We start from the raw sequence: 25,899 nt of genomic DNA on the forward strand, positions 1-25,899 counted from the left end.
GAATTATCAAAATATGGGGCTGTCATCCCATTGGATTCGCCGTGGCCACGGACCGCTGGGCGGGATGAGTGGGCTGGTCCCCGCGCGATATACATTGTCGCGCCGAGGCCCGGCCGGGATTAGACTTCGCATAACTGTCCGCAGCGGGGGTGGGCATGGCGAAAGGCGTGAACGGTGCCCGAATGGTGATGGCGGAGATACCCGTCTCGTGACCATGTGCAGGTAACGGTGGAAAGAAAAGTCAAGCCCCAAGGCTTGAGCGGTTCACTTATTCACTCTGGTTTGCGACCCTTGTCCTATCTCCTGTAGGGAGTGGCGATGCGGCGGTTCGGTTCGGCGCTGGCAGTGTTCGGAGGCCTCCTGTTGGCGGTCGCCGGGGTGGCACCTGCCCTGGCTCACGAGCACCCCAGCGGGATCACCGACCTGGTGACCCCCGCGGTGGTCAGGATCGAGGCCACGGCACGCATCGACATCACGCTCCTGGACCACCTCGGCGAACTGATCCACGTGGAGCGTTCCTACGAGGTGCCGATCGGCAGCGGCACCGGAACCGTGATCAACCCCGACGGGGGCATGGTCACCCTCACCCAGGTGATCAAGAGCGACCGCGACGTCCGGATCTACGCCGCCAACAAGATCTTCGCCGAGCACCACAAGGTCAAGATCCCCGTGGACTTCGAGCGGCACAAGCTCAAGGACGACCGGCTCAACCATCACCTGCAGGAGTGCTACCCGCCCAAGCGGCCCACCGCCACCTGCATCGTGGACGTCACCCCGGAGATCAAGGTCTTCCCCAACATCTCCCCCGCCGACAAGGAGGGGTTCAGGGCCGAGATCGTCCGCCTCGGTGACAAGCCCGACAGCCCGGCGGTGCTGAGGCCCGTCGGCCGCGCCGACGGGAGCGCGGGCCTGCCCACCGCCCCGCTCGCCGCCGAGGTACCCGCCAAGGACGGCTCGCCGGTGGCGGTCGCCGGATTCACCGGGCGGCCCGCCGCGAACCTGCCGGAGACCGTCGACATCGCCCACCTGCGGGCGGGCGGCGCCGGTGAGGGTGGCAGGCAGTTCAAGGACCCGGAGAAAAAGGTCAACGAGCCGGAGAAGCTGGGCGCCCTTGTCGACAGGGGGCTGCTCGGCGGCCCGGTGATCGAGGACAAGAAGGGCGAGGTCGTCGGCCTGCTGCTCGGTGGAGGCAAGGACGCCCGGATGATCGGCATCCGCGAGGTCGCCAAGGCCCTGGCCGAGGCGGACGTCGCGCCCGCCCGCGGCACGATCGACGCCGCCTTCGAGCAGGCGCTGACCCGCTTCCACACCCACTACTACGGTGACGCCGTCCCCGCCTTCCAGCGGGTGCTGGACCTCTACCCCGGCCACACCGTGGCCGCCGCGCACCTGAAGACGTCCCAGGCCAAGCGCGGCACCGCCGAGGACAAGGGCGCCAAGACGGCGGCCGCCTCCACGGACACGCCCGGGGGCGTACCCCTGTGGCCGTTCCTCGTCGCCGGCGGCCTGCTGGTGCTGGTCGTGCTGGCCGCCGCGGTCCTGCTCTGGCGCCGTAGACTCTCCGGCCCCGAACCGGAGCCGGGCCCGGTCGCCGAGACCCTGCCCCCCACCCTGAGACCACCGCCCATGCAGGCGCGATCGGTCTTCGAGGAGCAGGCCGACTCCACGATCGTGGTCGGCCGCTCCTTCCCGGCGCTGCCCAAGGTCTCCTCGACCTCGCCCGGCCAGCCGGTGCTGGTGGCGCGCGGTCCCGGTACGAAACCGGATTCCACCGTCGGCGAGGCCGCGATGCAGAAGTACTGCACGGGCTGCGGGATGCGGCTGGGCCCCGCCCACAGCTTCTGCGGCTACTGCGGCCAGCCGACCAAGACGTGATGTCCGTGAACGACAGGGCGCTGATCGGCCGGGAGGTGGCCGGCTACCAGATCGAGGACATCATCGGCAAGGGTGGCATGGCCGTGGTCTACCTCGCGCTCGACCCCAGGCTCAACCGCCGGGTGGCACTGAAGATCCTCAACCCGCTCCTCGGTGAGGACGACCGGTTCCGCCAGCGCTTCGTGCTGGAGTCGCGCACCGTCGCGAGCATCGACCATCCCAACATCATCCCGATCTACGAGGCCGACACCGCCGACGACGGCACCCTCTACATCGCGATGCGCTACGTCAACGGCCCCGACCTGCGCAAGCTCTTCTACGACCGGGGCCCTATGCCGGTCAGCCAGGTCAACCGCATCTTCGCCCAGGTGGCCGCCGCGCTCGACACCGCGCACGCCCACGACCTGGTCCACCGCGACGTCAAGCCGGCCAACATCCTGATCGCCGCCCACACCGAGGGCGACCACGCCTACCTCACCGACTTCGGCATCACCAAGCACCGCACCTCGATCTCCGGGCTGACCCAGACCAACCAGTTCATCGGCACCCCCCGCTACATGTCGCCCGAGCAGATCAACAAGGAGCACATCGACGGCCGCTGCGACCAGTACGGTCTGGCCTGCGTGGTCTACGAGGCACTGGCCGGGAGGCTGCCCTTCCAGCGCGACAACGAGATCGCCCTGCTCTGGGCGCACCTCGCCGAGACCCCCACCCCACTCACCACGCTCCGCCCCGAGCTGCCGCTCGAGGTCGACGGCGTCATGACGCGGGCCCTGGCCAAGTCGCCCGAGCAGCGCTACGAGACCTGCGGCCGGTTCGTCGCCGCGCTGCGTGACGCGATCAGTGGTGCCGACCGGTCGTACCAGCTCACCGAGGCTCCCCCCGCCGCACCGACGGTGCCCACGAGGCGGCGAGAGCCGAGCAGGTCCGGATCAGGTGGGAAGGGCATCCTCATCGGCGCGGCCGTGGCGATCACGGCGATCGTCGCGCTGGTGGCGATGCTCGCGATGTTCCTGCGCGGTGGCGACACCTGGGTGGCGTCCAAGGGTTCGGCCGCGGTGCCGGTCGCCTTCCAGTATCCCGGCGCCTGGACCCTGCAACCGCACGCCGACGTGTTCGTGGTGGTCTCGCCGAGAGTGGAGCAGTTCCGGGCGCTGTTCGCCACGCCCGTCACCGCCGACTGGGCGACCGTGAACGAGATCATCAAGGACGATCCCCAGGACGCCGTCGGCCTTTACGCGCAGACGCTCGACACGCTCGACCCGCGCAGCGGCGCCAAGCAGCTGCAGGAGACCATGCAGTCCTCGCTTCCCGGCACGGTCAGCGTCTTCTCCCAGGTCGTCCAGGTAAGCGTGGGCGGGCAGTCGGCCGTACGGCTGCAGGGGACGATCGCCGATCCGCAGCGCGGCGGCCAGCTCGAATTCACCGGCTGGGTCGTCGAGCGGCCGAGTGAGCCGGCCCTCATCATCTATTTCTGCGCGCCCGGCAGGTGCGACGACGCGACCGCCAATCGATTCGTGCGGAGCGTCTCATTCCCGGTGTTCTGATCCGTTGACTTGTGGTCCACTTGCGATCGGCTTGTTCGGGCGTTTTGTCCTATGGGCAAGACGGTCACCAAGCTTTAGTCTCCCCGCATGGTGGTTCTCTTCTCCCCCCTTCGGAGCCTGCGTGCGGTGCCGAAGTCCGGCCTGCTGATCGGTGCCGCGATCATCGCCCTCGGCACGCTGGAGGCGTTCACCGTCGCCACCGAGTACGGCGCGACCGAGACGCCCGAGCTGTGGTGGGGCGGCCAGGCGCTCGTCATCGGCCTCGCCCTGCACGCCTATGCCACTCGCGCACGCCACCTGGCCGAGCACGAGCGTCTGGAACGTGACAGGAAACGCGAGGCCGCCGAGGCCGTCGAGGTCGCCGTGAGGGAAGGAGCCCGCATCGCTCGCGAGCCGCGCGATGTGGTCGCCCACGACTTCCGGCCCACGCGTCCCTGCCGATCTCGCCGGAGGTACCGGCCGGTGAGCCGATCGCATGAGCCGGTTGACGGACGGAACCATGAACGAGGCGCCGAGCCGCCTGGCAAGAAGGAGAAGAAGTGAGCATCCGCATCGTGATCGCCGACGACCAGGCGATGGTCCGCGCCGGGCTGAAGCTCGTCGTGGAGAGTGAACCAGGCATGGAGGTGGTCGGTGAGGCCCCCGACGGGGTCGAGGCCATCGCCGTGGTCCGCCGCACCAAACCCGACATCGTGCTGATGGACATCTCGATGCCCCGCATGGACGGCCTCACCGCCGCCAGGAAGCTCATGGACCAGCCGGAACCGCCGAAGATCGTCATGCTGACCACCTTCGACACCGACGAGAACCTCTACGCCGCGCTCCGCACCGGGACCAGCGGGTTCCTGCTCAAGGTCTCGCCACCGGAGCAGCTGGTGGACGCCATCCGCGTCGTCATCGCCGGGGACGCCCTGCTCGACCCGGCCGTCACCACCCGCGTCATCGCCTCCTTCGCGGGCCGTCATGATCCCGCGCCCCCGCCGCAGCTGGCCGACCTCACCCCGCGCGAGCTGGAGGTACTGCGCTCCCTGGCCCGCGGCCTGACCAACGCCGAGATCGCGGGAAAGCTCTTCGTCGGTGAGGCCACGGTCAAGACCCATGTGGCGCGGGTGCTGATGAAGCTCCATCTGCGGGACCGCGCTCAGGCGGTGGTGTTCGCGTACGAGTCGGGCGTGGTGCGGCCGGGGGCGGCGGTCGGGTAGTAGGAGATCCACTCCTCGCGGCTCATCCGGATCATCTTGACGCCGAGCCAGCCCAGCGCGACCGCGGGGGCGGCCCACATCGGGACGGTCACCGGACCGTACGGGACCAGCAGCGAGGCACCGTAGCCGACGCCGACGACGAGTGGCACCCACCAGTGCGCGAATCCCGCACGCCAGACGCCGATCAGCAGGACGGGCAGGCCGAAGATGGCGAAGAACAGCCAGGGCATCTGGAACCCGACGACGACGCCGGGCAGGCCCATTATCTCGTCGAGGATCCGCTGCGCCTGCTCAGGAGTGTTCCGCTGCCCGAGCCACCACTCCACCGGGTCGGTCAGCAGCAGGCCCGACAGGTTGATGTAGCCGAGGACGGTGAGCGAGCCGACGATGTGGCCGAAGACCACCGCGCGGCGGCGCATCACGTGCAGCAGGCTGAGGGCCACCAGGGCCATCAGCAGGTAGGCCCAGTGGTACATCACCGACTGGACCTGGGCGAGGGCGGGATTTTCCCCGAAACTGACCGCCTCACGCTCGTCACCCCAGGTGCCGGGGTCGAGGATGACAGCGACGGCCTGGAGTAGTGGGGCGACGATCAGCAGTACACCCGAGGCGATGCGCCGGAAATCGGCCGAGTCCTTGAACATGGTTCTTCCTGCCTTTGCGGGGGCCGTGGCGGCCTTTTAACCAGGAAGGTAGGCGGTGGGTCCCCGCCGGGTCGTCCGTCGCCGGGCTGATCCGGGGTCCCTCTCGCGGGGTAAGAAGTTCTCACCGCAGGCCGGTGAAAGGTGTGAGAAGTGCGTCTCGTAAGGTCTGGACCACAGTGTGTGGTCGGCGATCAGAAAGATAAATGATGTTGCACGAAAAACTGGACTCGATCTACGACAGTGTCCTGCGCCGCAACCCGGGTGAGATCGAGTTCCACCAGGCTGTTCGTGAGGTGTTGGAGAGCATAGGGCCGGTCCTCGGTAAGCATCCCGAGTATGCCGAATCCAAGATCATTGAGCGGATCTGCGAGCCGGAGCGGCAGATCATCTTCCGGGTGCCGTGGGAGGACGACCAGGGTGAGGTCCACATCAACCGTGGATTCCGGGTTGAGTTCAACAGCGCGCTCGGGCCCTACAAGGGTGGACTGCGCTTCCACCCCTCGGTGTACCTGGGCATTGTCAAGTTCCTCGGCTTTGAGCAGATCTTCAAGAACGGACTGACCGGCCTGCCGATCGGCGGGGGCAAGGGTGGCTCGGACTTCGACCCGAAGGGCCGCTCCCAGCGCGAGATCATGCGCTTCTGCCAGAGCTTCATGACCGAGCTCTACCGGCACATCGGTGAGTACACCGACGTCCCGGCCGGGGACATCGGCGTCGGCCAGCGCGAGGTCGGCTACCTGTTCGGCCAGTACAAGCGCATCACCAACCGGTACGAGTCCGCGGTGATCACCGGAAAGGGGCTCAGCTACGGCGGCGCCCAGGTCCGCACCGAGGCGACCGGTTACGGCTGCGCGTTCTTCGTCGACGAGATGCTGAAGGCACGCGGCACCTCCTTCGAGGGCAAACGCGTCATCGTGTCCGGCTCGGGCAACGTCGCCGTCTACACGATCGAGAAGGTGCAGCAGCTCGGCGGCAAGGTGATCGCCTGTTCCGACTCCTCGGGGTACGTCGTCGACGAGAAGGGCATCGACCTCGACCTGCTCAAGCAGGTCAAGCAGGTCGAGCACCTCCGGATGGACGCCTACGCCAAGCGCCACGGCGGCAACGTGTCCTTCGTGGCGGGGCGGAGCATCTGGGAGCTGCCGTGCGAGGTGGCGATGCCGTCGGCCACCCAGAACGAGATCACCGGCAAGGACGCCGAGTCGCTGGTGCGCGGCGGGTGCATCGCGGTCGGCGAGGGCGCCAACATGCCCACCACGCCGGAGGGCATCCGGATCTTCCAGGAGGCGGGTGTCGCCTTCGGGCCCGGCAAGGCCGCCAACGCGGGCGGTGTGGCCACCAGCGCGCTGGAGATGCAGCAGAACGCCAGCCGTGACTCGTGGACCTTCGAGTTCTCCGAGCGCCGCCTCCAGGAGATCATGAAGGACATCCACGGCCGCTGCCTGGAGACCGCCAGGGAGTACGGCATGCCGGGCAACTACGTGGCCGGCGCCAACATCGACGGCTTCAAGCGCGTCGCCGACGCGATGCTCTCCCTCGGCCTGATCTGAGGTCTGATCCGAGTCCCGATCTGAGTCCCGATCTGAGGTTTGATCTGAGTCCCGATCTGAGGTTTGATCTGAGGTCTGATCCGGGCCTGACCTGAGTTGTCTGCCGTGACCGCCAAAGGCGTCGGTCATTGGCACACCTCCGGCCTTCCATCCTCCGGCCTTCCTAACCGGACGCCGCTCCCATCGCGGCCCCAGACGCCGAGCCCGCTGCCTCCGCTGTCACCCGCGAGGGCCTCTCGGACTCGGGGGCGGTAGCGCTCTCAGCTCGCGCCGGGAACGGTGACGTTCTTCTCCTTGAAGCCGAAGCCGTTCTGTGTCGCCTTCTGCTGTAGGTCGGTGAAGGCGTTCTTACTGGCGTTGAGGTCGGCCTCGGTGGCGGTGCCGTTCTTCAGCTTGGAGGTCAGCCTGTCGAAGCTGGCGGTGACCGTTGTGACGCCCTTGCACAACGTCGGGTTGGCCAGGGCGAAACGCTTGGCGACCTTCAGCTCGTGAACGGCGAAGAGACCGGCCACGGCCGCCTTCACGAAGGTCCGCTTCCGCTTCTCCGCTCCAGTCTTGAAGCCCCCGCTCCGCAGCGGTTTGTAGATGTAGCGGTAGAAAGCCCCGAGCGCGAGGCCCGCGTGCAGCGCGAAGCGGGTCTTGGCGAACCTCTTGACGTTGCCGGTGGCCGGGCAGTCGTTCGAGGGATACTCCTGGTCGGCCTCCGCGCCCTGCGGAGCGCCTTCGGCGGCCGGTGGAACGGCGGCGGGTGGTGCGGTCGTGGCCGCCACGGCTTCGGGCTTCAGGGTGGTCGGCCTGTCACCGCCGCAGCCACCCACCAAGGTCACGGCCAGCAGCGCCGCTGCCGGGACGGCAAGGGATCGGGTACTCCGTGCAAGCATTTTCCCCCCGGAGAACTTCGCGGTGTCGCGATTCGCACCTTTCCTCCCGGTTCTACCCTTTGTGATGGGTTCGATACTTTACGTGAGTCTGGAGTCTGGTGGCCGTCTGAGGCACCCCGAGGAGGCCGGAGCCGATCATTCCTGTGTCGATCGGTGTCAGTGCCCCCGGGCACTCCGGAGACGGGCCTGCCCGATCTCGAAGCGCAGCTGAATGATCTCCACATCACGAGCGTGAATGTGCTCAAGGGGCCGGGGCCGTGCCTTTCGCCACGGGTGGGGCCGCGGGCGGGGTCGGGGACGAGGCCGAATGTGACGTACGCGGGGAAGGGTGACGGGGCGGCTTCGGTGCGCGACCCGCTAATCGGTCGCGTGCCGCGGAAAACGTCGATCAACGGTGCGGGCACTCTGAAAGGCGGTCCCGGAATCCGTATCCGTCGTGATCCGGCGCCCGGGTGATTCGCGTCGTCGTTCCAATGCGCTTTCCGGGCCGGTGAACGCGAAGATGTCATCGATGCGTCAGGACGGTGCCCCGGTGGTCATCGGCGGGGGCGGCCACCCTCTTTTGAGAAAGTACGGTGGGGTGCGCATCCGATCCGGTCGCCGGGTGTTCTCCTGCCATCCGTTTCCTGGCCGAACCAGCCTTTCCTGGCTCGGTGCAGGAACGCGTCCCAGGCGTCGAAGCCGAGCAGGATGCCTGTCTGTCCCGGGGCGCTGATCCTGACCCCTTCGCGGGTGATGGTCACGATCACTCGCATGGAGGTGCCTGGTCGATCGCGCACCACACGGTACGGCCGAGATCTCCCCGGTCGTGAACTCCCCAGCGCTGCCGGGAGATCTCATCGACGATGTCGAGGCCGCGCCCGGACTCCCCGTCGGCCGGTACGGTTCCGGGCGCCCGGGGCTGCCAGGAGCCGCCAGGAGCCGCCACCCGGGTCCAGGACCTCCAGGCAGAGGGAATCCGTCCGCCGGGTGAGCGTGAGCATTATCAGATCGTCGGGACGTCTCCGCTTGGCGTGCAGAATCGCGTTCGTCACCAATTCGGAAGTCGCCAGCCGCACGTTCTCGTACGCCGGATGGTCGGCACCGATCCATTCCCGGACATACCCGCGGGCCTTTGCCGCGGACGCCGGATCGATTTTGAGATACGCCTTCCCGAGGACCTCGGATTCGTCATCCGGGTATTCCTGCCAGAAGCCGCTCACCGGATTCATTGTCACCTGCTCAGACAGCCGGGTTCCGAATATGTCTGTGCAGCATCGCATTACTGGGCTACAGTCAGTAGTCAAACAGATGCGGTTCGTATTCAACGGTTCTGGTGAAACCGTAGATGAAACCGAGGTGATGTCCCATGCCACAGGCCAAGGTGCTCGATCCCACCACGTCACCGGTCGCCTTCTTCGGCTTCGAGCTCCGCCGATACCGCCAGGAGGCAGGTCTGTCCCAGGAGAAGCTGGCCAAGCTGATCGGATACTCGCTGGGCACGGTCTCCATGGTCGAGACCGGCCGCCGCCCGCCGACCGAGGATTTCGTCAAGCGATGTGACGAAGCCCTGGGAGTTGGCGGGGCACTCATCCGCATCAAGGAGATGATCGACAACGTCGCAGCCCAACTACCGGCCTGGTTCCGGCCATGGGCTGAGATAGAGCAAGCCGCCGAGAGCCTGCGAACCTGGCAGCCACTTCTCGTGCCGGGGCTGCTCCAGACGGCTGACTACGCTCGGTCGATCTTCAGTGGCGGCCCTCGGGCCTCAGCGGAAAGTGTGGAGCGAGACCTGGCTGCCCGGCTGGACCGTCAGCTCATCCTGGAGCGGGAGGATCCGCCCATGCTCTGGGTTGTCCTCGACGAGGGGATTCTGAGCCGCCTCGTCGGGAGTAGGCCGACCATGGCGGGCCAACTCGATTACCTTCTTGAGATGGCGTGCCGACCACACGTCACGATTCAGATCCTTCCCTTCGAGGCATGCAGCACCACAGGTCTTTTAGTCAGGGCCACGTCAGCGATCGGCCCAATGAAGTGGCGGACATCACGATCAAATACGAGGCGATTAAGGCAGAAGCCCTCCCGCAGCGGACATCGCTAGGGCTGATCGCAGAGATGAGGGACCGGTGGATCAGGAATTGAGTGAGGCCGTGTGGGTGAAGTCGCCGTTCTCCGGCGACAACGGCGGTGAGTGCGTGGAGGTCGCGAAGTTGTCCGGTGGTCGGGTCGGTGTTCGTGACAGCAAGGATCAGTCGGGTCCGGCGCTGGTGTTCACCTCGGCCGAGTGGTCGGCGTTCACCCGCTGGGTCCGCACCGACGACACCGTCTAGTTCCACGACGATCCGCAGCATGTCAGGCCCCGGCACCCAGGTGCGGGGGCCTGTTCACCGACTGCCGCAGGAGACGAGGAAACCGGTGGACCACGAACTGAGTGAGGCCACGTGGGTGAAGTCGCCGTTCTCCGGTGGTAACGGCGGTGAGTGCGTGGAGGTCGCGAAGTTGTCCGGTGGCCGGGTCGGTGTCCGGGACAGCAAGGATCAGGCGGTCGCGTCCGCGCAGGTGGTGTACGAGTGTTTGAGATCGGTACCTGCGTCGCGCCTGGCTGATCGCCGTTGAAAAGCGCGGCGTCGTCCGTGGGGAAAAGCGCGGCGAGGGTGGTGGAGTGGTGTGGGGCCGCTCGTCGGTGTCGCGTCGTGCGGGGTGGAAGGTCAAAAGCGCGGCGAGGGTGGTGGAGTGGTTGGGGGCCGCTCACCGGTGTCGCGTCGTGCGGGGTGGTGGCGGGCGTTGGCGGGTGTGGGTGACCGGGGGCGGGCCGGTGGAGCCTTCGGGAGGGGGCAAAGCGGGTCATGGCGGGCGTGGAGGCGGGGCCGTGGTGGTGACGATCGGGGATTTTCCATGATCTGGGTGAGTTGGCACGCTGGGGGCGTGCGGATTCACCCCGATCATGGAAGGCGCCACTGCCGCCCCCCTGGGTGGGCCGCTTTTCGTGGTGGAAGGCCCGATTCGTCCCTACGCCCGGCCGAGGGCGACCCCCGACCGGACGCCCCGCGGACCTTCGTACCCCGCACGGCGTGAGCCCCGCACGGCGAGAGCCCCGCACGAGGCGGCGGCGAGGAGCGGCCCCGGAATCCTGCCGCACCGCGGCGGACCTGTACCGATGGGCGGTCTTGGGCCATTCCACCACCCTCGGCGCGCTTTTGACCTTCCATCCCGCACGACGCGACACCGGTGAGCGGCCCCCAACCACTCCACCACCCTCGCCGCGCTTTTCACCACGGACGACGCCGCGCTTTTCCACCGTGACCGGCTTACCGGATTCGGATGCTCGTACACCACATCCGTGGACGCGACCGATCAGGCGGGTCCGGCGCTGGTGTTCACCCCGGCCGAGTGGTCGGCGTTCACCCACTGGGTCCGCACCGACGACACCATTTAGCAGGGCCCCTTCCGTGTTGCCGGTGGCCGGATCCGCCGGTCCCGCCGCGCCCGTGTGAGCGACCGCGTCGGCGCCTCGGGCTGGAGCCTGTCGCCCCATGTTTCTCAGTCATGCCCGCCGTTCTCCACCCGGCCGGGTGGTTCTGCCGTCGGCCCCAACCTGTCTCTCAGGGGCTCGCAAGGGCGGGTTCCTAGCGTCCGTCTCGTAAGAGCGATCGTCGGGGACGAGCTTTGCGGGAGCGGGACGCGTGGACATGAGGTTGTTACTGGGCTCGACGGGCCGGAAGGGCCCGCTCGAACCGAGGTGAGGGCTGACTCCGCCCCCGCGAGGTCCCGACCTTCCAGAAAGCCCCATCCGTAAGAGATTCGTCAAAAAGGGGATGGATTGTGTATATTTTCCGTTGTTAGCTCTTGCTTGAAGGAGGATTTATCGTGAAGGCTCTTCCGCGGGTACTGTTCGACGAGGCTCACAGCGAGTCGTGGACCATCCGGCGGGACGTGGCCGAGACGATGAATCCCGGCCATCCCGACGACAACAGCTACGCGCGCGCCGCGCGGCTGCTGCGCAGGCTGGGGCACACCGTGGACGCGCACACCGAGGGCCCGCTCACCCCGGCCCTGCTGAGCGTGCGGGACGTGCTGGTGATCGCGCACCCCTCCGCCGAGCGCTGGGAGCGGACCACCGGGCTGGGCAGCCCCGTTCTGCCGGTCGAGGAGCTGGACGCGATCGAGGAGTACGTCGCGGGCGGCGGTGGGCTGGTCGTGCTGGCCGAGTACGAGCAGGAGAAGTACGGCAGCAACCTCACCGAGCTGCTCGCGCGCTTCGGCGTCGGCGTCGAGCACACGCTTGTCCACGATCCGCAGAACGCGCACAACGGTGTGGCCGCCTGGGTCATGGGCGCCCCCCGGAACGTCGACGTCGCGGGGCAGGACCTACTGGCCGGGGTGCGAAGCGCCTGCTTCTACCGGGCCGGAGTGCTCACCGCCCCCGAGGACGCGGCGGTGCTGTTCGAGACCTCGCCCACCGCGACCCCCGCGGGCCGCCCGCTGGCGGTGGCCGTACGGCACGGCGAGGGCCGCGTGGTGGTCGTCGCCGATTCCGACCTGTTCGGCGACGACTCGATCGGCGACTACGACCACGCCGTGCTCTGGGGCAACCTCGTCACCTGGGTCGCCCGGGTTCCCTCCCCGGCGGCGACCAGGGAGTCCGAGGCCCGAGCCCTCTTCGAGGACCTGAAGCGGGCCGTCGAGGAGCTTCGGCCGATGCAGGCCAAGGACGGCTCGATCGAGGCCGGGGGCGACCACGAGCGGGCCGCAGAGCTGGTCGCCGAGATCGCCCGGCACGTCGAGCGGCTCGCGCCGCGCTTCCCGCACGACGCCGCCTACCTGGCCGCCGTGGTCGCCGACCTGCGCAAGTGGGCGGACCAGGGCCTGGGCGTGCCCGACTTCCTCGACTCGCTGGACGCCTTCCACCCCGACGCCCAGAGGGTGGACGGGCTGGAGCATCTCGTGCTCTTCCCGATGTACACCCAGAACGGCACCACCTTCCGGCACATCGAGGCCGTGTGGATCCGGACGATCTGGCCCGAGTGGCTGGCCGAGCTGGAGCGGACCCGCTACGACAACCCGATGTTCGTGCCGATCGCCTTCGAGGACTTCACCTCCGGCTACGACACCAACTCCGCGGTGCTCTTCCCGGAGACCGTCGCGGTCCGCCAGACCCCGGCCCGCTTCACCTGGGGCGGCATCTTCGCCGACCGTGAGGCCGCCAGGTTCCGCGCGGTGAGCGGGGCGGCGGCGGACATGCTCAAGCTGGCGCTGCCGCCGGACGCGGCCAGGCTGATCGCCTCGCAGGAGCTGGCCCAGGACACCTTCGTGCTCTGGGACCTGATCCACGACCGCACGCACAGCCACGGCGACCTGCCGTTCGACCCGTTCATGATCAAGCAGCGGATGCCGTACTGGCTGTACTCCCTGGAGGAGCTCCGCTGCGACCTGACCGCGTTCGGCGAGGCGGTGAAGCTGGAGAAGGAGGGCGTGCCGCACGCCCGCTACGTCCAGCTCGCGGTGCTCTTCGACAGGCTGTTCCGCTTCCCGATCACCGGTGACCGGGTCCGTAACTACGACGGCCTGGGCGGGCAGCTGCTCTTCGCGTACCTGCACCGCAACGACATCGTCAGGTGGACCGACAACCGGCTGAGCGTCGACTGGGACCGGCTCGCCGACGGCGTGGCCGACCTGCGGGGTGAGGTCGAGAAGCTCTACCGGGACGGCATCGACCGCTCCAAGCTCGCCCACTGGCTGGCCGCCCACCAGCTGGTCGCCACCTACGTCGAGCCGCACCCCGCCTCGGTCTGGGCCCGCGGGGTGGAGGCCCTCCCGGTGGAGGGGTTCCCCAAGGCCGTGGTCGACGCGGTGCTGTCCGACGAGTTCCCGCTGAGCATGTTCTACGAGGCCCTGCGTCGTAAGCTCACAGATGTCATCGACTCCACGAAGGGCATCCGAGCATGATCATTCTCGTCGCCGGTGCGGCCGGCCCCGCCGGTCAGGCCGTCGTCCGCAGGTTCACCGGACAGGGCCACACCGTGATCGGTGTCGACAGGAGCGGTGCCGACGGAACCCTGGCGGTCGACCTGCTCGATTTCGACGCCGTCAAGGAGCTCGCGCGGGACGTGGCGGCCGAGCACGGTCACCTGGACGGGATCGTGCACCTGGTCGGCGGCTGGCGCGGGTCCAAGACCTTCGCCGAGACGTCGCTGGACGACTGGGCGCTCCTGCACGATCTGCTGATCCGCACCCTGCAGCACGTCACACTGGCTTTCGAACCGCTGCTCAAGGCCAGTGAGCGTGGCCGGTTCGCCATCGTCTCGGCCAAGACGGCCGCGCACCCGGGTCAGGGTGACGCGGTGTACGGCACGGCCAAGGCCGCCTCCGAGGCGTGGACCCTGGCCTTCGCCGACGCGCTGAAGGACACCGACTCCACCGCGAACATCCTGGTCGTCAAGGCACTCGTGCACGACGGCATGCGCGCGGCCGCCCCGGAGCGGAGGTTCCCCGGCTTCACGGACGTCGACGACCTCGCCGAGGCGATCGACAGGCTGTGGGAGAGCGACGCCAACGGCACCCGGATCGACCTCACCGCAGGGTGAAACGGCCGTGAACCGGCCGCCGGGGCCGGTACGGCGGTCGCTGGGACCGGTACAGGCAGCTGCCTGGGCTGGTGCGGCGGTCGCTGGGACCGGTACGGCGGTCGCCGGGACTGATACGGCGGCTGCCTGGGCCGGTAGGGCGGTCGCCGGGATCGGTACGGCGGCCACGAAGAAGTAAGGCGACGCCCGGCCGTGAGGCGGCCGGGCGCCGAGCAAGGGGGAAAGACCACGTGACGGACGCCATCCGCAGGCACGACCCGCTGGTGAAGGGCTTCGCCAGCGACAACTACGCCGGGGTACACCCGGAGATCCTCCAGGCGATCGCGCTCGCCAACGGGGGCCACCAGACCGCGTACGGCGACGACGTCTACACCGAGGCGCTGCAGGAGATCTTCAAAAGGCACTTCGGCCCCACGGCCGAGGCCTGGCCGATGTTCAACGGCACCGGTGCCAACGTGGTCGCGCTCCGCTCGATGACCGCCCACTGGGAGGCGGTGGTCTGCGCGGAGTCGGCGCACATCCATACCGACGAGGGCGGCGCCCCCGAGCGGTCGGCGGGGCTCAAGCTGCTGCCGGTCGCCACCCCCGACGGAAAGCTCACGCCCGAGCTGATCGACAGGCAGGCGTGGGGCTTCGGCGACGAGCACCGGGCCCAGCCCAGGGTCGTGTCGATCACGCAGACCACCGAGCTGGGCACGCTCTACACGCCGGAGGAGATCAGGGCGGTCTGCGAGCACGCCCACGATCTCGGCATGGTCGTCCACCTCGACGGCGCCCGTGCCACCAACGCCGCCGCCGCGCTGGACGTACCGCTGCGCGCGTTCACCACCGACGCGGGCGTGGACGTGCTCTCCTTCGGCGGTACCAAGGCCGGCCTGATGTTCGGCGAGGCGGTCGTGGTGCTCAACCCCGGCGCGGTCCGGGGCCTGCGCTACCTGCGCAAGAGCGCCATGCAGCTCGCCTCCAAGATGCGGTTCGTCTCGGTGCAGTTCGAGGCGCTGCTGGCGGGTGATCTGTGGCTGCGCAACGCCCGCAGCGCCAACGCCATGGCCCAGCGGCTCGCCGAGGCGGTGCGGGACGTGCCCGGCGTGGAGATCCCGCGCCCCGTGCAGGCCAACGCGGTCTTCGCGATCCTGCCCAGGGACGTGACCGAGCGCCTGCAGAAGCGCTTCCGGTTCTACACCTGGAACGAGGCCACCGGCGAGGTCCGCTGGATGACCGCGTTCGACACCACCGAGGCCGACGTGGACGCGTTCGCCGCCGCCGTGGCGCAGGAACTGGGCATGGTCCCGCGAATCCTGCCGTAGTAGGAACTGGGCATGGTCCCGCGAATCCTGCCGTAGTAGGCGAGAGAACCGAGGGGCAGTGTCTATACTCGCCGGTATGAGCAAGCACGGTTTGGGTCTGTGGCGGGCCGCTGAGAGGCGGATCCGCTAGCCAGTCCCGACTGTGCACAGAAACGGCCGCCGTTCACCGGCGGTCGTTCTTGCTTTTCCCGCACGGCCGGTGCGCGACGGTCCCTCTTCCACAAGGAGTGACCATGACAAAGCGCGTCTTCACCGCTTTCAAACCGACCGGCCACCTCACGCTGGGCAACCTGCTTGGCGCGATCATGCCCGCCGTGCGGCTCCAGGACGAGGCCGACTGCGTCTACGCCGTCGCGGACCTGCACGCCCTGACGATCAAGCATGACCCGGAGCGGCTCCGCGTCCGCACCCGCGAGGCGGCGACCCTGCTGCTCGCCTGCGGTATGGACCGCTCTCTGGTCTACATCCAGTCGCAGGTGCCCGCGCACACGGAGCTGGCCTACCTGCTGGAGAGTACCGCCTACTTCGGCGAGATGCGGCGAATGATCCAGTTCAAGGAGAAATCGGCCAGCCAGGAGGAGGTGCGGCTCTCGCTGCTCACCTATCCCGCGCTGATGGCCGCCGACATCCTGTTGCACCAGGTGGACGTGGTACCCGTGGGGGAGGACCAGCGCCAGCACGTGGAGCTGACCAGGGACCTGGCCCTGCGGTTCAACCGCCTGTACGGCGAGGTCTTCACGGTGCCCGAGGCGGTGCACCAGCGGGTAGCCGCCAGGGTCATGGACCTGAGCGATCCCACCTCGAAGATGGGCAAGTCGGACGGCTCGGCTGCGGGAACCGTCTATCTGCTCGACCCTCCCGCCGACATCCGGCGCAAGGTCATGCGGGCGGTGACCGACTCGGGCACCGAGGTCCGCCACGACCCGGTGGACAAGCCCGGCGTCTCCAACCTGCTCACCCTGCTCGCCGCCTGCTCGGACCGGCCGATCGAGTCGCTCTCGTACGGATCGTACGGCGCGCTCAAACGGGACACGGCCGAGGCGGTGGTGGAGATGCTGCGGCCTGTCCAGGAGCGCTACGCCGAACTCTCGGCGGACCAGGCCGAGCTGTCGCGGCTCCTGGCGGACGGGGCGGCGCTGGCCACCCGGCGCACCGCCGGCCTGCTGGCCGGGGCCCGGCAGGCCATCGGCCTGCCATGAAGGCGGCCTGAAGCCGGGTTTCGCTTGCTGAGTTCGGAGCCTGCTGAGTTCGGAGCCCGCTGAGTTCGAGGACGGCCAGGCCGCGTCCCAGGTTCCGGCGAGCGGGACTCCCGGGGCTCGGGACGCGCCGGACCGGATCCGCCACACCGGCGGGCCGGGCTCAGTTCTTCTGACCCGTCTCGTGCTCGTACGCGGTCAGCTGCTGTTCGAGGGCCTTCATCAGCTCGAAGACCTGGCTAGGCGGGATGCGTATCCGGCTGACGATCCGGGTCGGCACGCTCACGAAGTGCTGCCCCGAGGAGGGGTCGTTGGCCAGCTGGGGTGGTCTGGTGATCACCGCGAAGTCCAGGACGAACCCATCCTGGGTGTGCCACACGGAGGCGAAGTTGGCGTACTGCCCCATTTCTACCTCTGCGGAGATGCTCACCTCCAGGCGGTTCTCCGGCTCGTCGTTCACCATTCTTTTTCCTCCGGCCAGGTTGGCTCCATGCTGCCCTGGCCGGAGACCGGCCGCACAGGGACGCGCCGACGCTTTTAAAGGATGGAAGGCAGCCGCTGGGCGCCGCGCTGCCGCAACATATCGGTCATCAACTCGATCTCACCTGTCTGACCGTTGACGATGTGCTGCGCCATGGTGGCCACCTCGTCGCGGTCGGACAGTTTTAGCAGCCCCCGGCCCATCTGCACGCCGCCCTCGTGATGGCGGATCATGAGCTGCAGGAAGAGGATCTCCTGGTCCTTGCCTGTGGCCTCGTGGAGCCTTTTGAGCTCGTCGCCGGTGGCCATACCGGGCATCGCCGCGGACGCGCCCGGCGTTACAGAGTGGCCGCCGTGACCGGCCATCCACGCCATGGCCGGCCGTTCGGTCGCCTGGTTCAACCCCCACTGCTGCAACCAGCCGGTGAAGATGCCGCGCTGGGCCGTCTGGGTGACGATGATGTCATAGGCCAGCCGCCGGAGCGCCTCGTCCTTGCTCCCGTCCCTGGCGACGAAGGACATCTCGACGGCCTGGGCATGGTGGACGGACATGTCGCGGGCGAATCCCGCCTCCGACGAGGCGTCGGTCGGGGTCGCCGTCCTGCCCACGACAAACAGCAGCGTGGCCGCCACGATCAGGCAGCCGAGCAGGATGCCGAGCGCCACGCCGCGCCTGGTCTTTGCGCTGTCTTTAATCGGAGTTTCCATTGCCTGCCCAGCGTACCCACTGCTGCGAATCGTCGCTCTATCACGTGTTATGAGCCCTTTATTCTCCACATACGCCGGTAGGGCATAGGGTGACCCGGAGTTGTTTGCTGGCTGGAGGGTTGATGACCAAGGAAAAGGCGCAGGCGAGGCGGGAGCACCTCGCCCGGATGCGTGCGGAGCAGCAGCGCAAGGAGCGCAGAACGGCATTCCTGATGTGGGGTGCCGGAGGCCTCGTCATCGTTCTGCTCGTCGGGCTCGTCGCCTTCTACATGGTCAACGAGCGGGCCGTGACCTCGCTGGACAACGTCACCAGCGCGAAGTACGTCGGCAGCCAGCACACCCAGACCAAGGTGGTGTACAAGGAGAGCCCTCCGCTCGGTGGTGAGCACAACCCGGCCTGGCAGAACTGCGGTATCTACGACCAGCCGATCAACAACGAGACCGCCGTCCACTCCATGGAGCACGGCGCCGTGTGGATCACCTACCGGCCCGACCTGCCCAAGGCCGAGCTGGACACGCTGAAGGACCTGGCCTCCAAGGACTACATGTTGCTGAGCCCGTACCCGGAGCTGCCCTCCAAGGTCGTGGCCAGCTCCTGGAACAAGCAGCTCAAGCTGGACAGTGTGGAAGACCCGCGCCTGCCCAAGTTCATCACCAAGTACAAGAACGGCCCGGATACCCCCGAGCTCGGCGCCTCCTGCAGCGGCGGGGTGGGCACCACCGCCGCCGAGACGCCCATCCCGGCGACCGCGCCGTCCACGGCGCCCAGCCAGAGCGCCCCGGCCACCGACGCCCCGGTACCCAGCAGCACCCCGGCGCCCTGACCAGATCCTGATCCAGGCCCGCGACCTAGGCCCGCGATTCAGGCCCGTGACCTAGGCCCGCGATCCCAGGCCCGCGACCTAGGCCCGCAACGCCCATTCCAGGGGCACCGCCTCCAGCCCGTGAGCCTCGGCCACGGGCCGGCTGGTCAGGTGCCCCTCGTGCGTGTTCAGGCCCAGGGCCAGCGCGGGGTCGCCCAGCAGGGCCTCCCGCCAGCCCAGGTCGGCGATCGCGAGGGCGTAGGGGACCGTCACGTTGGTCAGGGCGTACGTCGAGGTGTGCGGGACCGCTCCCGGCATGTTGGCCACGCAGTAGAACACCGAGCCGTGCACCCGGTACGTCGGACGGTCATGTGTGGTGGGCCGGGAGTCCTCGAAGCAGCCGCCCTGGTCGATGGAGATGTCCACCAGGACCGAGCCGGGCCTCATCCGCGAGACCAGATCGTTGTCGACCAGTTTGGGAGCTCTCGCACCCGCGATCAGCACCGCGCCGATGACCAGGTCCGCGTCCAGCACCGCCCGTTCGATCTCGTACGCGGTGGAGGCGACGGTCCTGCAGTGGCCCCTGTAGATCATGTCCGCCTGGCGGAGTTTGTCGATGTCACGGTCCAGCAGCAGCACCTCCGCCTGCATGCCCAGTGCGATGACCGCGGCGTTCATACCGGAGACTCCGGCGCCGATCACGACCACGCTGGCCGCGTGCACGCCCGAAACCCCGCCCATCAGCACACCTCGCCCACCGCCCTGGCGCATCAGGTGGTAGGCGCCCACCTGCGGGGCGAGCCGTCCGGCCACCTCGGACATGGGGGCCAGCAGAGGCAGGAAGCCGTTCGCGTTCTGCACCGTCTCGTAGGCGATGCCGGTGATCCCCGATTCGAGCATGGCCCGGGTGCAGGCCGCCGACGCGGCCAGGTGCAGGTAGGTGAAGAGCACCTGGCCCTTGCGCATCCGGTGGTACTCCTCGGGAACAGGCTCCTTGACCTTCAGCACCAGGTCGCCCTCGGCCCACACGTCGTCCGCGGAGTCCAGGATGGTCGCGCCCACGCATTGGAAGTCGGTGTCGGGAATGGCGGACCCCACCCCGGCGTCCTTCTCCACGAAGACCTCATGACCGTGCCGGATGAACTCGTGGACTCCGGCGGGAGTCAGGGCCACCCGGTACTCATGGTTCTTGACCTCGCTGGGAACAGAGATCTTCACGGCTCCTCCAGGGTGGGCGCGTGTCCTCTTCTTCACGTTGCGTTCCCCGAAAGGGAGCAATCACGCGCAAGGTGGCAGGAACGGGGCAGCACCGGTGGCATTCAGTCAGCGGTCGTCGACGCTCGACCCATCGGTATACATCCTGACTTGCGGGGTTACCGGCTCCCCGCGCTGATCGGTAGGCTCGCCGCGAACAGCTGCGAGGAATACGGGGATATGACGATGGGGATGCACGCGGGGCCGGGTGGGCCGCCCGTACCGCAGGGACCTCCGGCCGGGCCTGACGAGCCCGCTGGCGCGCCATGGGGACCCTCATCCTCCTACGACGCCTTCACACCGTCTGAGCGCGGTGACGCTTTTACGCCGTCTGAGCGCCGTGAAGCTTTCACGCCGCCCGAGCGCCGTGATGCCTTTACGCCGTCTGAGCGCCGTGAAGCTTTCACGCCGCCTGAGCGCCCCGGTGCCTCGTCCGGACGCCACGCCCGTGGCCCCTGGGAACCGGGCGCCGAGCCCTCTGCCGAACCGGGCCCCGGAGGTCCTGGTGTCGGCGGTTCCGGTCCGGCCGATTCCGGCCCCGCTGCTTCAAGGCCCGGCGATCCCGGCTACGACGGTCCGGGATCCGGTGGTCCGGGATCCGGTGGTCCGGGATCCGGTGGTCCGGGATCCGGTGGTGATACGGGGTTCGCCGGTCCGGGTTTCGATGATCGCGGCCCGGGTGGCCCAGGTCCGGGCGGCCGGGGGCCGGGTGGTCAGGGGGGCCAGGGTCCCGGCAGCCAGGGGTCCGGCGGCCCTGGGGTGGGCGTGCCGGGGCCGGGCGGCCCCGGGATGAGCGTTCCGGGGGTGGGTGGGCCAGGAGCGGGCGTGCCGGAGGCCGGTGGCAGGCAGGCCGGAGGAGCGCCGAGCGGGGTGCCGGGGGTGCCCGGGGTGCCCGGGGTGCCCAGGGCGAGCCGGGTCACGACCGCGATCCTGGTGACCACCCTGGTCTTCGTCGTACTGATCACCGGCGTGCTCGGCACCATCGCGGTGCTCATGACCCGCAACCCCGACATGCCACTCGGCGCCAAGCCGCCCAGCCGGCTGGCGGTTCCCATCCACTTCGCCCCGGTGACCGAGGCGAAGGCCGGAGTCTGCACGCTTCCGGAGACCTACCCCGACGACCTTGGGCAGAACTGCTACGCGGTCGCCGCAGGGGTCACCGTGAACGCCGTGCGGAAGATCGAGACGATCCAGGAGAAGAACGGCACCTACTCGGTCAGGATCGCGTTCGCGCCTGCCTTCCGCGAGCAGATCAACGACCTGACCGAGGAGTTGGTCAAGGAGGGCGACCCGGTCAGGCAGCAGATCGCGATCATCGTGGGGGAGAAGGTGGTGGCGGCTCCCCGGGTCGCCCAGGCGATCACCGCCGACAGCCTGAGCATCGCCGGTTCCTTCACCAAGGAGCAGGCGGACGCGATGGTCGTCCGGCTGCTCGGCTCAAGTGGCACCGATACGGGATCGACCGCCGATCCTCAGCCGAACGACACGTCGGTCTTCACCCCACCGGCCGATCCGTCTACGGACTCGCAGCCCGGCCAGCCCGTGACCCCGCCGGCCAATGGCGCCCCGGACACCACGAATCCCACAGGAACGGGTCAGACGGTAACAAATCCGGCTGCCACCAACCCCAACACCACGAACCCAACAGGAACGGGTCAGACGGTAACAAATCCGGCTGCCACCAACCCCAACACCACGAACCCAACAGGAACGGGCCAAGCGGGAACTGGCCAGGCGGGAACGAACCCGACTGCCACCAACCCCAGCACCACGAACACCTCTCCGGCCACGTCAGGCGAGGGAAACCCCAACCCCAAGTACCGGACCTGCAAGGAGGCGAACGACAACGGATACGGCCCGTACCACAAGGGGATTCACCAGGAGTACGACTGGTACATCGACGGAGACAAGGACGGCATCGCCTGCGAGCTGAATGACAGGTCCTGAGAGCGGCTCCGCGCGATCCAGAGCGGGTCGTCTCAGAAGAACAGCGTTCCGATGCCGTCGACGCCGAAGTAGACCGCGAAGATCAGGCTGACCACCCAGAGCAGCCCCGGGAGCCTCCCCGCCCGGCCGAGTGCCGCCTGGATGACGGTGTAGGAGATCACGCCTGCGCCCACGCCGTTGGTGATGCTGTAGGTGAAAGGCATCAGCACGATCGTCAGGAACGCGGGGATCGCAATGGTCAGATCCTCCCAGGGCACCTTCCTGACCTGGGTCATCATCAGCGCGCCCACCAGGACCAGCGCGGGCGCGGCCGCGGCGGCGGGGACGACGGTGGCGACCGGTGTGAAGAGCAGGGTCAGCGAGAACAGGCCGCCGGTGACGATGGCCGCCAGGCCGGTCCTGGCCCCCTCTCCGACCCCGGCCGCCGACTCCACGAACACCGTGTTCGCCGAGGAACTCGTGAGACCCCCGATCGCCGCGGACACGCCGTCCACGGTGAGGATCGCCCCCAGCCGGGGCACCCGGCCCTGCTCGTCCACCAGGCCGGCCTCGTCGCTCACCCCGATGATGGTGCCCATCGCGTCGAAGAACCCCGACAGCACGAGCGTGAACAGCACGACGATGGCGGTGACCGCGCCGGCGCGGGCGAATCCGCCGAACAGGTCCACCTGGCCGACCAGCCCGAAGTCGGGTGCCCCGACCACCGCTTCCGGCATCTGGGGGACCACGACACCCCAGAGCTCCGGCGGGACGGTGGTGAACGTGTCGACCACGAGGGCGAGCACGGCGGTGACCACGATGCCGATCAGGATGGCGCCCCGGGTATTGCGCACGAAAAGGACGATCATCACCAGGAGCCCCAGGCAGAACAGCGCCACCGGCCAGCCCGTCAGGTGCCCGGTGGTACCGAGCTGGACCGGGGACCCCGTACCCCTGCCGACGAAACCCGCGTCCACCAGCCCGATCAGCGTGATGAACATGCCGATCCCCACGCTGATCGCGTGTTTCAGCGCCAGCGGGATGGAGTTCATGATGAGCTGTCGCAGCCCGGATACGGCCAGCAGCACGATCACCAGCCCCTCCAGCACCACCAGCCCCATCGCCTGGGCCCATGTCATGTGCGGCGCGGCCTGGTAGGCGACCACCGCGTTCAGCCCGAGCCCGGTCGCGACCCCGAGCGGTGCGTTGCCGATCACTCCCATGAGCAGCGTGCTCACCGCCGCCGCGAGGATCGTTGACGTGGTCAGCTGCGGGATGGACAGCTTGGCCCCCGTGACGTCCGTCGCCCCGCCCAGGATGATCGGGTTCAGCAGGATGACGTAGGCCATCGCCATGAATGTGGTTATCCCGCCACGGATCTCGCGGCCGACCGTCGTGCCCCTGGCCGAAAGCTCGAAGAAGCGATCCATGGATTCCCCTCCGGAGATGGAGGGGATGCGCGGTTCCTACCCGCTCAGGACGGTGTCATGGTGAGCAACCTGCCAAACAGGTGGATGCCGATTCCTCCCGCTCAGGGCGATGTCATGGTGAGCAACCTGCCAAACAGGTTCGTGCGGGGTGGGATGCCGGTTCCTACCCGTTCAGGGCGATGTCATGGGGGCGAATGGGCACCCGGGGCAGTGGTAGGCCGGTCGCGGCCCTTACCGCGGCGGCCACGGCCGGGGTGGACGAGAGGGTGGGCGGCTCGCCCGCGCCGCGCAGGCCGTAGGGGGCGTGCGGGTCCGGGTTCTCCAGGATCGACACCCGCATCGGCGGCATGTCGAGGATGGTGGGGATCAGGTAGTCGGTGAACGAGGGGTTTCGCACCAGCCCGTCGCGGACCTGGATCTCCTCCATGAGCGCCAGCCCCAGCCCCTGGGCCGAGCCGCCGTGGATCTGGCCCTCCAGCGCGAGCGGGTTCATGATCCGGCCCACGTCCTGGACCGCGGCCAGCTCCACCACCTTGACCAGGCCGAGCTCCACGTCCACGTCCACGACCGCGCGGTGCACGCACAGCGCGAGCTGGGTGTGGGAGTCGCCCTGCCCGGTGACCGGGTCCAGCGGGAAGGTGGGCCGGTGCCGGTACTCCCTGGTCTCCTCCACGGCCCCGGCCAGCTCCAGAGCCCGCACCAGCGACGATCCGTCGGCCCGCAGCTTGTCCAGCCGCTCCCGTACGGCCTGGCAGGCCGCCCTGACCGCGCCGCCGGTGACGTAGGACTGGCGGGACGCCGACGAGGATCCGGCCGACCCGACGGAGGTGTCCGCCCGCGCGACCGTCACCGTGTCGATCCCCAGCTCGGTCCTGGCGATCTGCTCCTGGACCATCAGCAGCCCCTGTCCCACCTCGGCCGCCGCCGTGTGCACCAGGACGTGCGGCTCCCCGCCGATCAGCTCCACCCGCACCCTGGCGGTCGAGTGGTCGTCGAAGCCCTCGGAGAAGCAGATGTTCTTGATACCCACGCCGTAGCCGACTCCGCGCCGCACGCCCTCGCCGTGGGTGGTCTGCGAGACGCCGCCCGGCATGTTCAGCAGGTCCGTCCGGCCCGTGCCCTCCGGGGCGTCAGGCGCGGCGGGCAGCGGCATCGCGGCGAGTTCCGTGAGCATCTCGGCCAGCGGCGCGGGCGAGTCGACCACCTGCCCGGTGGCCAGCCTCGACCCCTGGGAGACCGCGTTGCGGATCCTGACCTCGACGGGGGAGATCCCGCATGCCTCGGCCAGCCTGTCCATCTGCGACTCGTAGGCGTAGCAGGCCTGCACCGCGCCGAAACCGCGCATCGCCCCGCAGGGCGGGTTGTTGGTATAGACGCCGTAGGCGTCGATCCAGACGTTGTCCACCTCGTAGGGGCCGACCCCCAGCGAGGCCGCGTTGCCGACCACGGCCGGGGAGGTGGAGCAGTAGGCGCCGCCGTCCAGCAGGATCTCCGCCCTGACGTAGAGCAGCCTGCCCTCGCGGGTGGCGCCGTGCTCGTAGCGCATCCTGGCCGGGTGCCGGTGGACGTGGCCGTAGAAGGACTCCTCGCGGTTGTAGACGATCTTCACGGGGCGGCCCGTGCGCAGGGCCAGCATGCACGCGTGGACCTGCATGGACAGATCCTCACGGGCGCCGAACGCGCCGCCCACCCCGGCCAGCGAGAGCCGCACCTTCTCCTCGGGCAGTCCCAGGCACGGCGCGATCTGGCCCCGGTCGGCGTGCAGCCACTGGGTGGCGACGTACAGGTCCACCCCGCCGTCCTCGGCGGGTACGGCCAGCCCGGACTCCGGGCCGAGGAAGGCCTGGTCCTGCATGCCGACCTCGTACTCGCCGGTGACGACCACGGGGGCCTCGAACACCGAGCCGACCCGGACCGGCTGGTGGCGCAGCACGTTGCCGCGCTCGTGGACCGCGGGACAGGAGGCGTCGAAGGCGGCCCGGCGAGGGTCGGTGACGGGCTCGCGGACCTCGTACTCCACGATGACGGCCTCGGCCGCACGCCTGGCGCGCTCGGGGTGGTCGGCGGCGACCAGCGCGACCGGCTCGCCCTGGTAGCGGACCTGGTCGACGGCGAGCACCGGCTGGTCCCTGTGGTCCAGCCCGTAGAACTTCTCGCCCGGCACGTCCTCGTGGGTGAGCACCGCGTACACGCCGGGCATGGCCAGCGCGGGGCCGACGTCGATCGAGCGGATCCACGCCGACGGGTGCGGGCTGCGCAGGGTGACCCCCCAGATCATGTCCGCCAGATACAGGTCGGAGGAGTAGGCGAACTCACCCGTGACCTTCAGCGTCCCGTCGGGACGCAGGACGCTCTCGCCGACGCCCAGGCTCTGCCGTGTTTCGATGCCGCTCACTCCGGTAGTACATCAGCCGGGGCCGGGGCCGGACATGGCAGACACGGGGGAAGGCGGGGCACGGTCGTTAGCGACTCTTATGGTTGTGCCCGGCCGCGTGCGCGTGGTCGGGGCGGCGTCTCACGGGTTCGTGGTCCT

23 protein-coding genes are annotated in these 25,899 nt (G+C 68.6%); 15 read left to right on the top strand and 8 right to left on the bottom strand.

The window, feature by feature from the left end; all coding sequences use genetic code 11:
* Window positions 1-318 precede the first annotated feature (318 nt).
* From OG884_RS28530 to OG884_RS28545, 4 genes are all read left to right on the top strand, one after another.
* Complete coding sequence (locus OG884_RS28530) at window positions 319-1,875, top strand: S1C family serine protease (RefSeq protein ID WP_326637933.1); 1,557 nt, start codon at window positions 319-321, stop codon at window positions 1,873-1,875.
* A complete protein-coding gene (locus tag OG884_RS28535) occupies window positions 1,875-3,422 on the top strand; it encodes a serine/threonine-protein kinase (RefSeq protein WP_326637934.1) in 1,548 nt (515 codons plus the stop codon). Before OG884_RS28530 ends, OG884_RS28535 begins: the two co-directional genes overlap by 1 nt.
* Window positions 3,423-3,509: 87 nt before the next feature.
* Window positions 3,510-3,965 (top strand): hypothetical protein, encoded by a 456-nt coding sequence (locus tag OG884_RS28540; RefSeq protein ID WP_326637936.1) that lies wholly within the window; start codon window positions 3,510-3,512, stop codon window positions 3,963-3,965.
* Window positions 3,962-4,624 carry a response regulator transcription factor gene (locus OG884_RS28545; RefSeq protein WP_326637938.1) on the top strand — a complete coding sequence of 221 codons (663 nt, stop codon included), beginning with the start codon at window positions 3,962-3,964 and terminating at the stop codon, window positions 4,622-4,624. The genes OG884_RS28540 and OG884_RS28545 overlap by 4 nt, the downstream gene beginning before the upstream one ends.
* On the opposite strand, the gene OG884_RS28550 is transcribed toward OG884_RS28545, so the two are convergent.
* On the bottom strand, window positions 4,564-5,268 hold the full coding sequence (locus OG884_RS28550; protein WP_326637940.1) for a hypothetical protein: 705 nt from the start codon (window positions 5,266-5,268) through the stop codon (window positions 4,564-4,566). The two genes, OG884_RS28545 and OG884_RS28550, sit on opposite strands and share 61 nt — an antisense overlap.
* Window positions 5,269-5,474: 206 nt before the next feature.
* Here OG884_RS28550 and gdhA point away from each other — a divergent pair, with 206 nt between their 5' ends.
* On the top strand, window positions 5,475-6,818 hold the full coding sequence (gene gdhA / locus OG884_RS28555; protein WP_326647018.1) for an NADP-specific glutamate dehydrogenase: 1,344 nt from the start codon (window positions 5,475-5,477) through the stop codon (window positions 6,816-6,818).
* 260 nt (window positions 6,819-7,078) lie between these two features.
* On the opposite strand, the gene OG884_RS28560 is transcribed toward gdhA, so the two are convergent.
* Together OG884_RS28560 and OG884_RS28565 are read right to left on the bottom strand one after the other, a co-directional pair.
* On the bottom strand, window positions 7,079-7,699 hold the full coding sequence (locus tag OG884_RS28560) for a hypothetical protein (RefSeq protein WP_326637942.1): 621 nt from the start codon (window positions 7,697-7,699) through the stop codon (window positions 7,079-7,081).
* An 836-nt stretch (window positions 7,700-8,535) separates the two neighbouring features.
* Window positions 8,536-8,901 (bottom strand): ATP-binding protein, encoded by a 366-nt coding sequence (locus OG884_RS28565; RefSeq protein ID WP_326637944.1) that lies wholly within the window; start codon window positions 8,899-8,901, stop codon window positions 8,536-8,538.
* A gap of 146 nt (window positions 8,902-9,047) precedes the next feature.
* On the opposite strand from OG884_RS28565, the gene OG884_RS28570 reads away from it, so the two are divergent.
* The 8 genes from OG884_RS28570 (at window position 9,048) to trpS (ending at window position 16,768) form a co-directional block, all read left to right on the top strand.
* Window positions 9,048-9,779: a helix-turn-helix domain-containing protein gene (locus OG884_RS28570; RefSeq protein ID WP_326637945.1), complete on the top strand. Its 732-nt coding sequence runs from the start codon at window positions 9,048-9,050 to the stop codon at window positions 9,777-9,779.
* Between the two features lie 25 nt (window positions 9,780-9,804).
* Window positions 9,805-10,008, top strand: a complete 204-nt coding sequence (locus OG884_RS28575; protein WP_326637947.1) for a DUF397 domain-containing protein — start codon at window positions 9,805-9,807, stop codon at window positions 10,006-10,008.
* Window positions 10,009-10,027: 19 nt separating this feature from the next.
* Entirely contained in the window at window positions 10,028-10,294 is a 267-nt protein-coding gene (locus OG884_RS28580; protein WP_326637948.1) for a DUF397 domain-containing protein, read from the top strand.
* A 724-nt stretch (window positions 10,295-11,018) separates the two neighbouring features.
* Window positions 11,019-11,114 carry a DUF397 domain-containing protein gene (locus OG884_RS28585; RefSeq protein WP_326637950.1) on the top strand — a complete coding sequence of 32 codons (96 nt, stop codon included), beginning with the start codon at window positions 11,019-11,021 and terminating at the stop codon, window positions 11,112-11,114.
* A 431-nt stretch (window positions 11,115-11,545) separates the two neighbouring features.
* On the top strand, window positions 11,546-13,624 hold the full coding sequence (locus OG884_RS28590; protein ID WP_326637952.1) for a DUF6421 family protein: 2,079 nt from the start codon (window positions 11,546-11,548) through the stop codon (window positions 13,622-13,624).
* Entirely contained in the window at window positions 13,621-14,262 is a 642-nt protein-coding gene (locus tag OG884_RS28595; protein WP_326637954.1) for an SDR family NAD(P)-dependent oxidoreductase, read from the top strand. The genes OG884_RS28590 and OG884_RS28595 overlap by 4 nt, the downstream gene beginning before the upstream one ends.
* Window positions 14,263-14,492: 230 nt before the next feature.
* Window positions 14,493-15,569, top strand: coding sequence for a threonine aldolase family protein (locus OG884_RS28600; RefSeq protein WP_326637956.1), 1,077 nt, complete (start codon window positions 14,493-14,495; stop codon window positions 15,567-15,569).
* A 233-nt stretch (window positions 15,570-15,802) separates the two neighbouring features.
* Complete coding sequence (gene trpS / locus OG884_RS28605; RefSeq protein ID WP_326637957.1) at window positions 15,803-16,768, top strand: tryptophan--tRNA ligase; 966 nt, start codon at window positions 15,803-15,805, stop codon at window positions 16,766-16,768.
* A 160-nt stretch (window positions 16,769-16,928) separates the two neighbouring features.
* Here trpS and OG884_RS28610 read toward each other — a convergent pair whose 3' ends face one another.
* On the bottom strand, window positions 16,929-17,228 hold the full coding sequence (locus tag OG884_RS28610; RefSeq protein WP_326637959.1) for a DUF3467 domain-containing protein: 300 nt from the start codon (window positions 17,226-17,228) through the stop codon (window positions 16,929-16,931).
* Window positions 17,229-17,302: 74 nt separating this feature from the next.
* Window positions 17,303-17,953 carry a DUF305 domain-containing protein gene (locus tag OG884_RS28615; protein WP_326637961.1) on the bottom strand — a complete coding sequence of 217 codons (651 nt, stop codon included), beginning with the start codon at window positions 17,951-17,953 and terminating at the stop codon, window positions 17,303-17,305.
* A gap of 122 nt (window positions 17,954-18,075) precedes the next feature.
* On the opposite strand from OG884_RS28615, the gene OG884_RS28620 reads away from it, so the two are divergent.
* Window positions 18,076-18,777, top strand: a complete 702-nt coding sequence (locus OG884_RS28620) for a DUF3105 domain-containing protein (RefSeq protein WP_326637962.1) — start codon at window positions 18,076-18,078, stop codon at window positions 18,775-18,777.
* 78 nt (window positions 18,778-18,855) lie between these two features.
* Here OG884_RS28620 and ald read toward each other — a convergent pair whose 3' ends face one another.
* Window positions 18,856-19,974 carry an alanine dehydrogenase gene (ald, locus tag OG884_RS28625; protein ID WP_326637963.1) on the bottom strand — a complete coding sequence of 373 codons (1,119 nt, stop codon included), beginning with the start codon at window positions 19,972-19,974 and terminating at the stop codon, window positions 18,856-18,858.
* 861 nt (window positions 19,975-20,835) lie between these two features.
* Between ald and OG884_RS28630 the strand changes: the two genes are divergently transcribed.
* Complete coding sequence (locus tag OG884_RS28630) at window positions 20,836-21,957, top strand: excalibur calcium-binding domain-containing protein (RefSeq protein ID WP_326637964.1); 1,122 nt, start codon at window positions 20,836-20,838, stop codon at window positions 21,955-21,957.
* 32 nt (window positions 21,958-21,989) lie between these two features.
* Here OG884_RS28630 and OG884_RS28635 read toward each other — a convergent pair whose 3' ends face one another.
* Together OG884_RS28635 and OG884_RS28640 are read right to left on the bottom strand one after the other, a co-directional pair.
* The gene (locus OG884_RS28635; protein WP_326637965.1) at window positions 21,990-23,366 is read right to left on the bottom strand and encodes an NCS2 family permease; all 1,377 of its coding nucleotides are present in this window, start codon (window positions 23,364-23,366) and stop codon (window positions 21,990-21,992) included.
* Between the two features lie 163 nt (window positions 23,367-23,529).
* Window positions 23,530-25,761, bottom strand: coding sequence for a xanthine dehydrogenase family protein molybdopterin-binding subunit (locus OG884_RS28640; protein WP_326637966.1), 2,232 nt, complete (start codon window positions 25,759-25,761; stop codon window positions 23,530-23,532).
* Between the last annotated feature and the right edge of the window lie 138 nt (window positions 25,762-25,899).

Source organism: Streptosporangium sp. NBC_01755 (assembly GCF_035917995.1).
Classification (GTDB): Bacteria; Actinomycetota; Actinomycetes; order Streptosporangiales; family Streptosporangiaceae; genus Streptosporangium.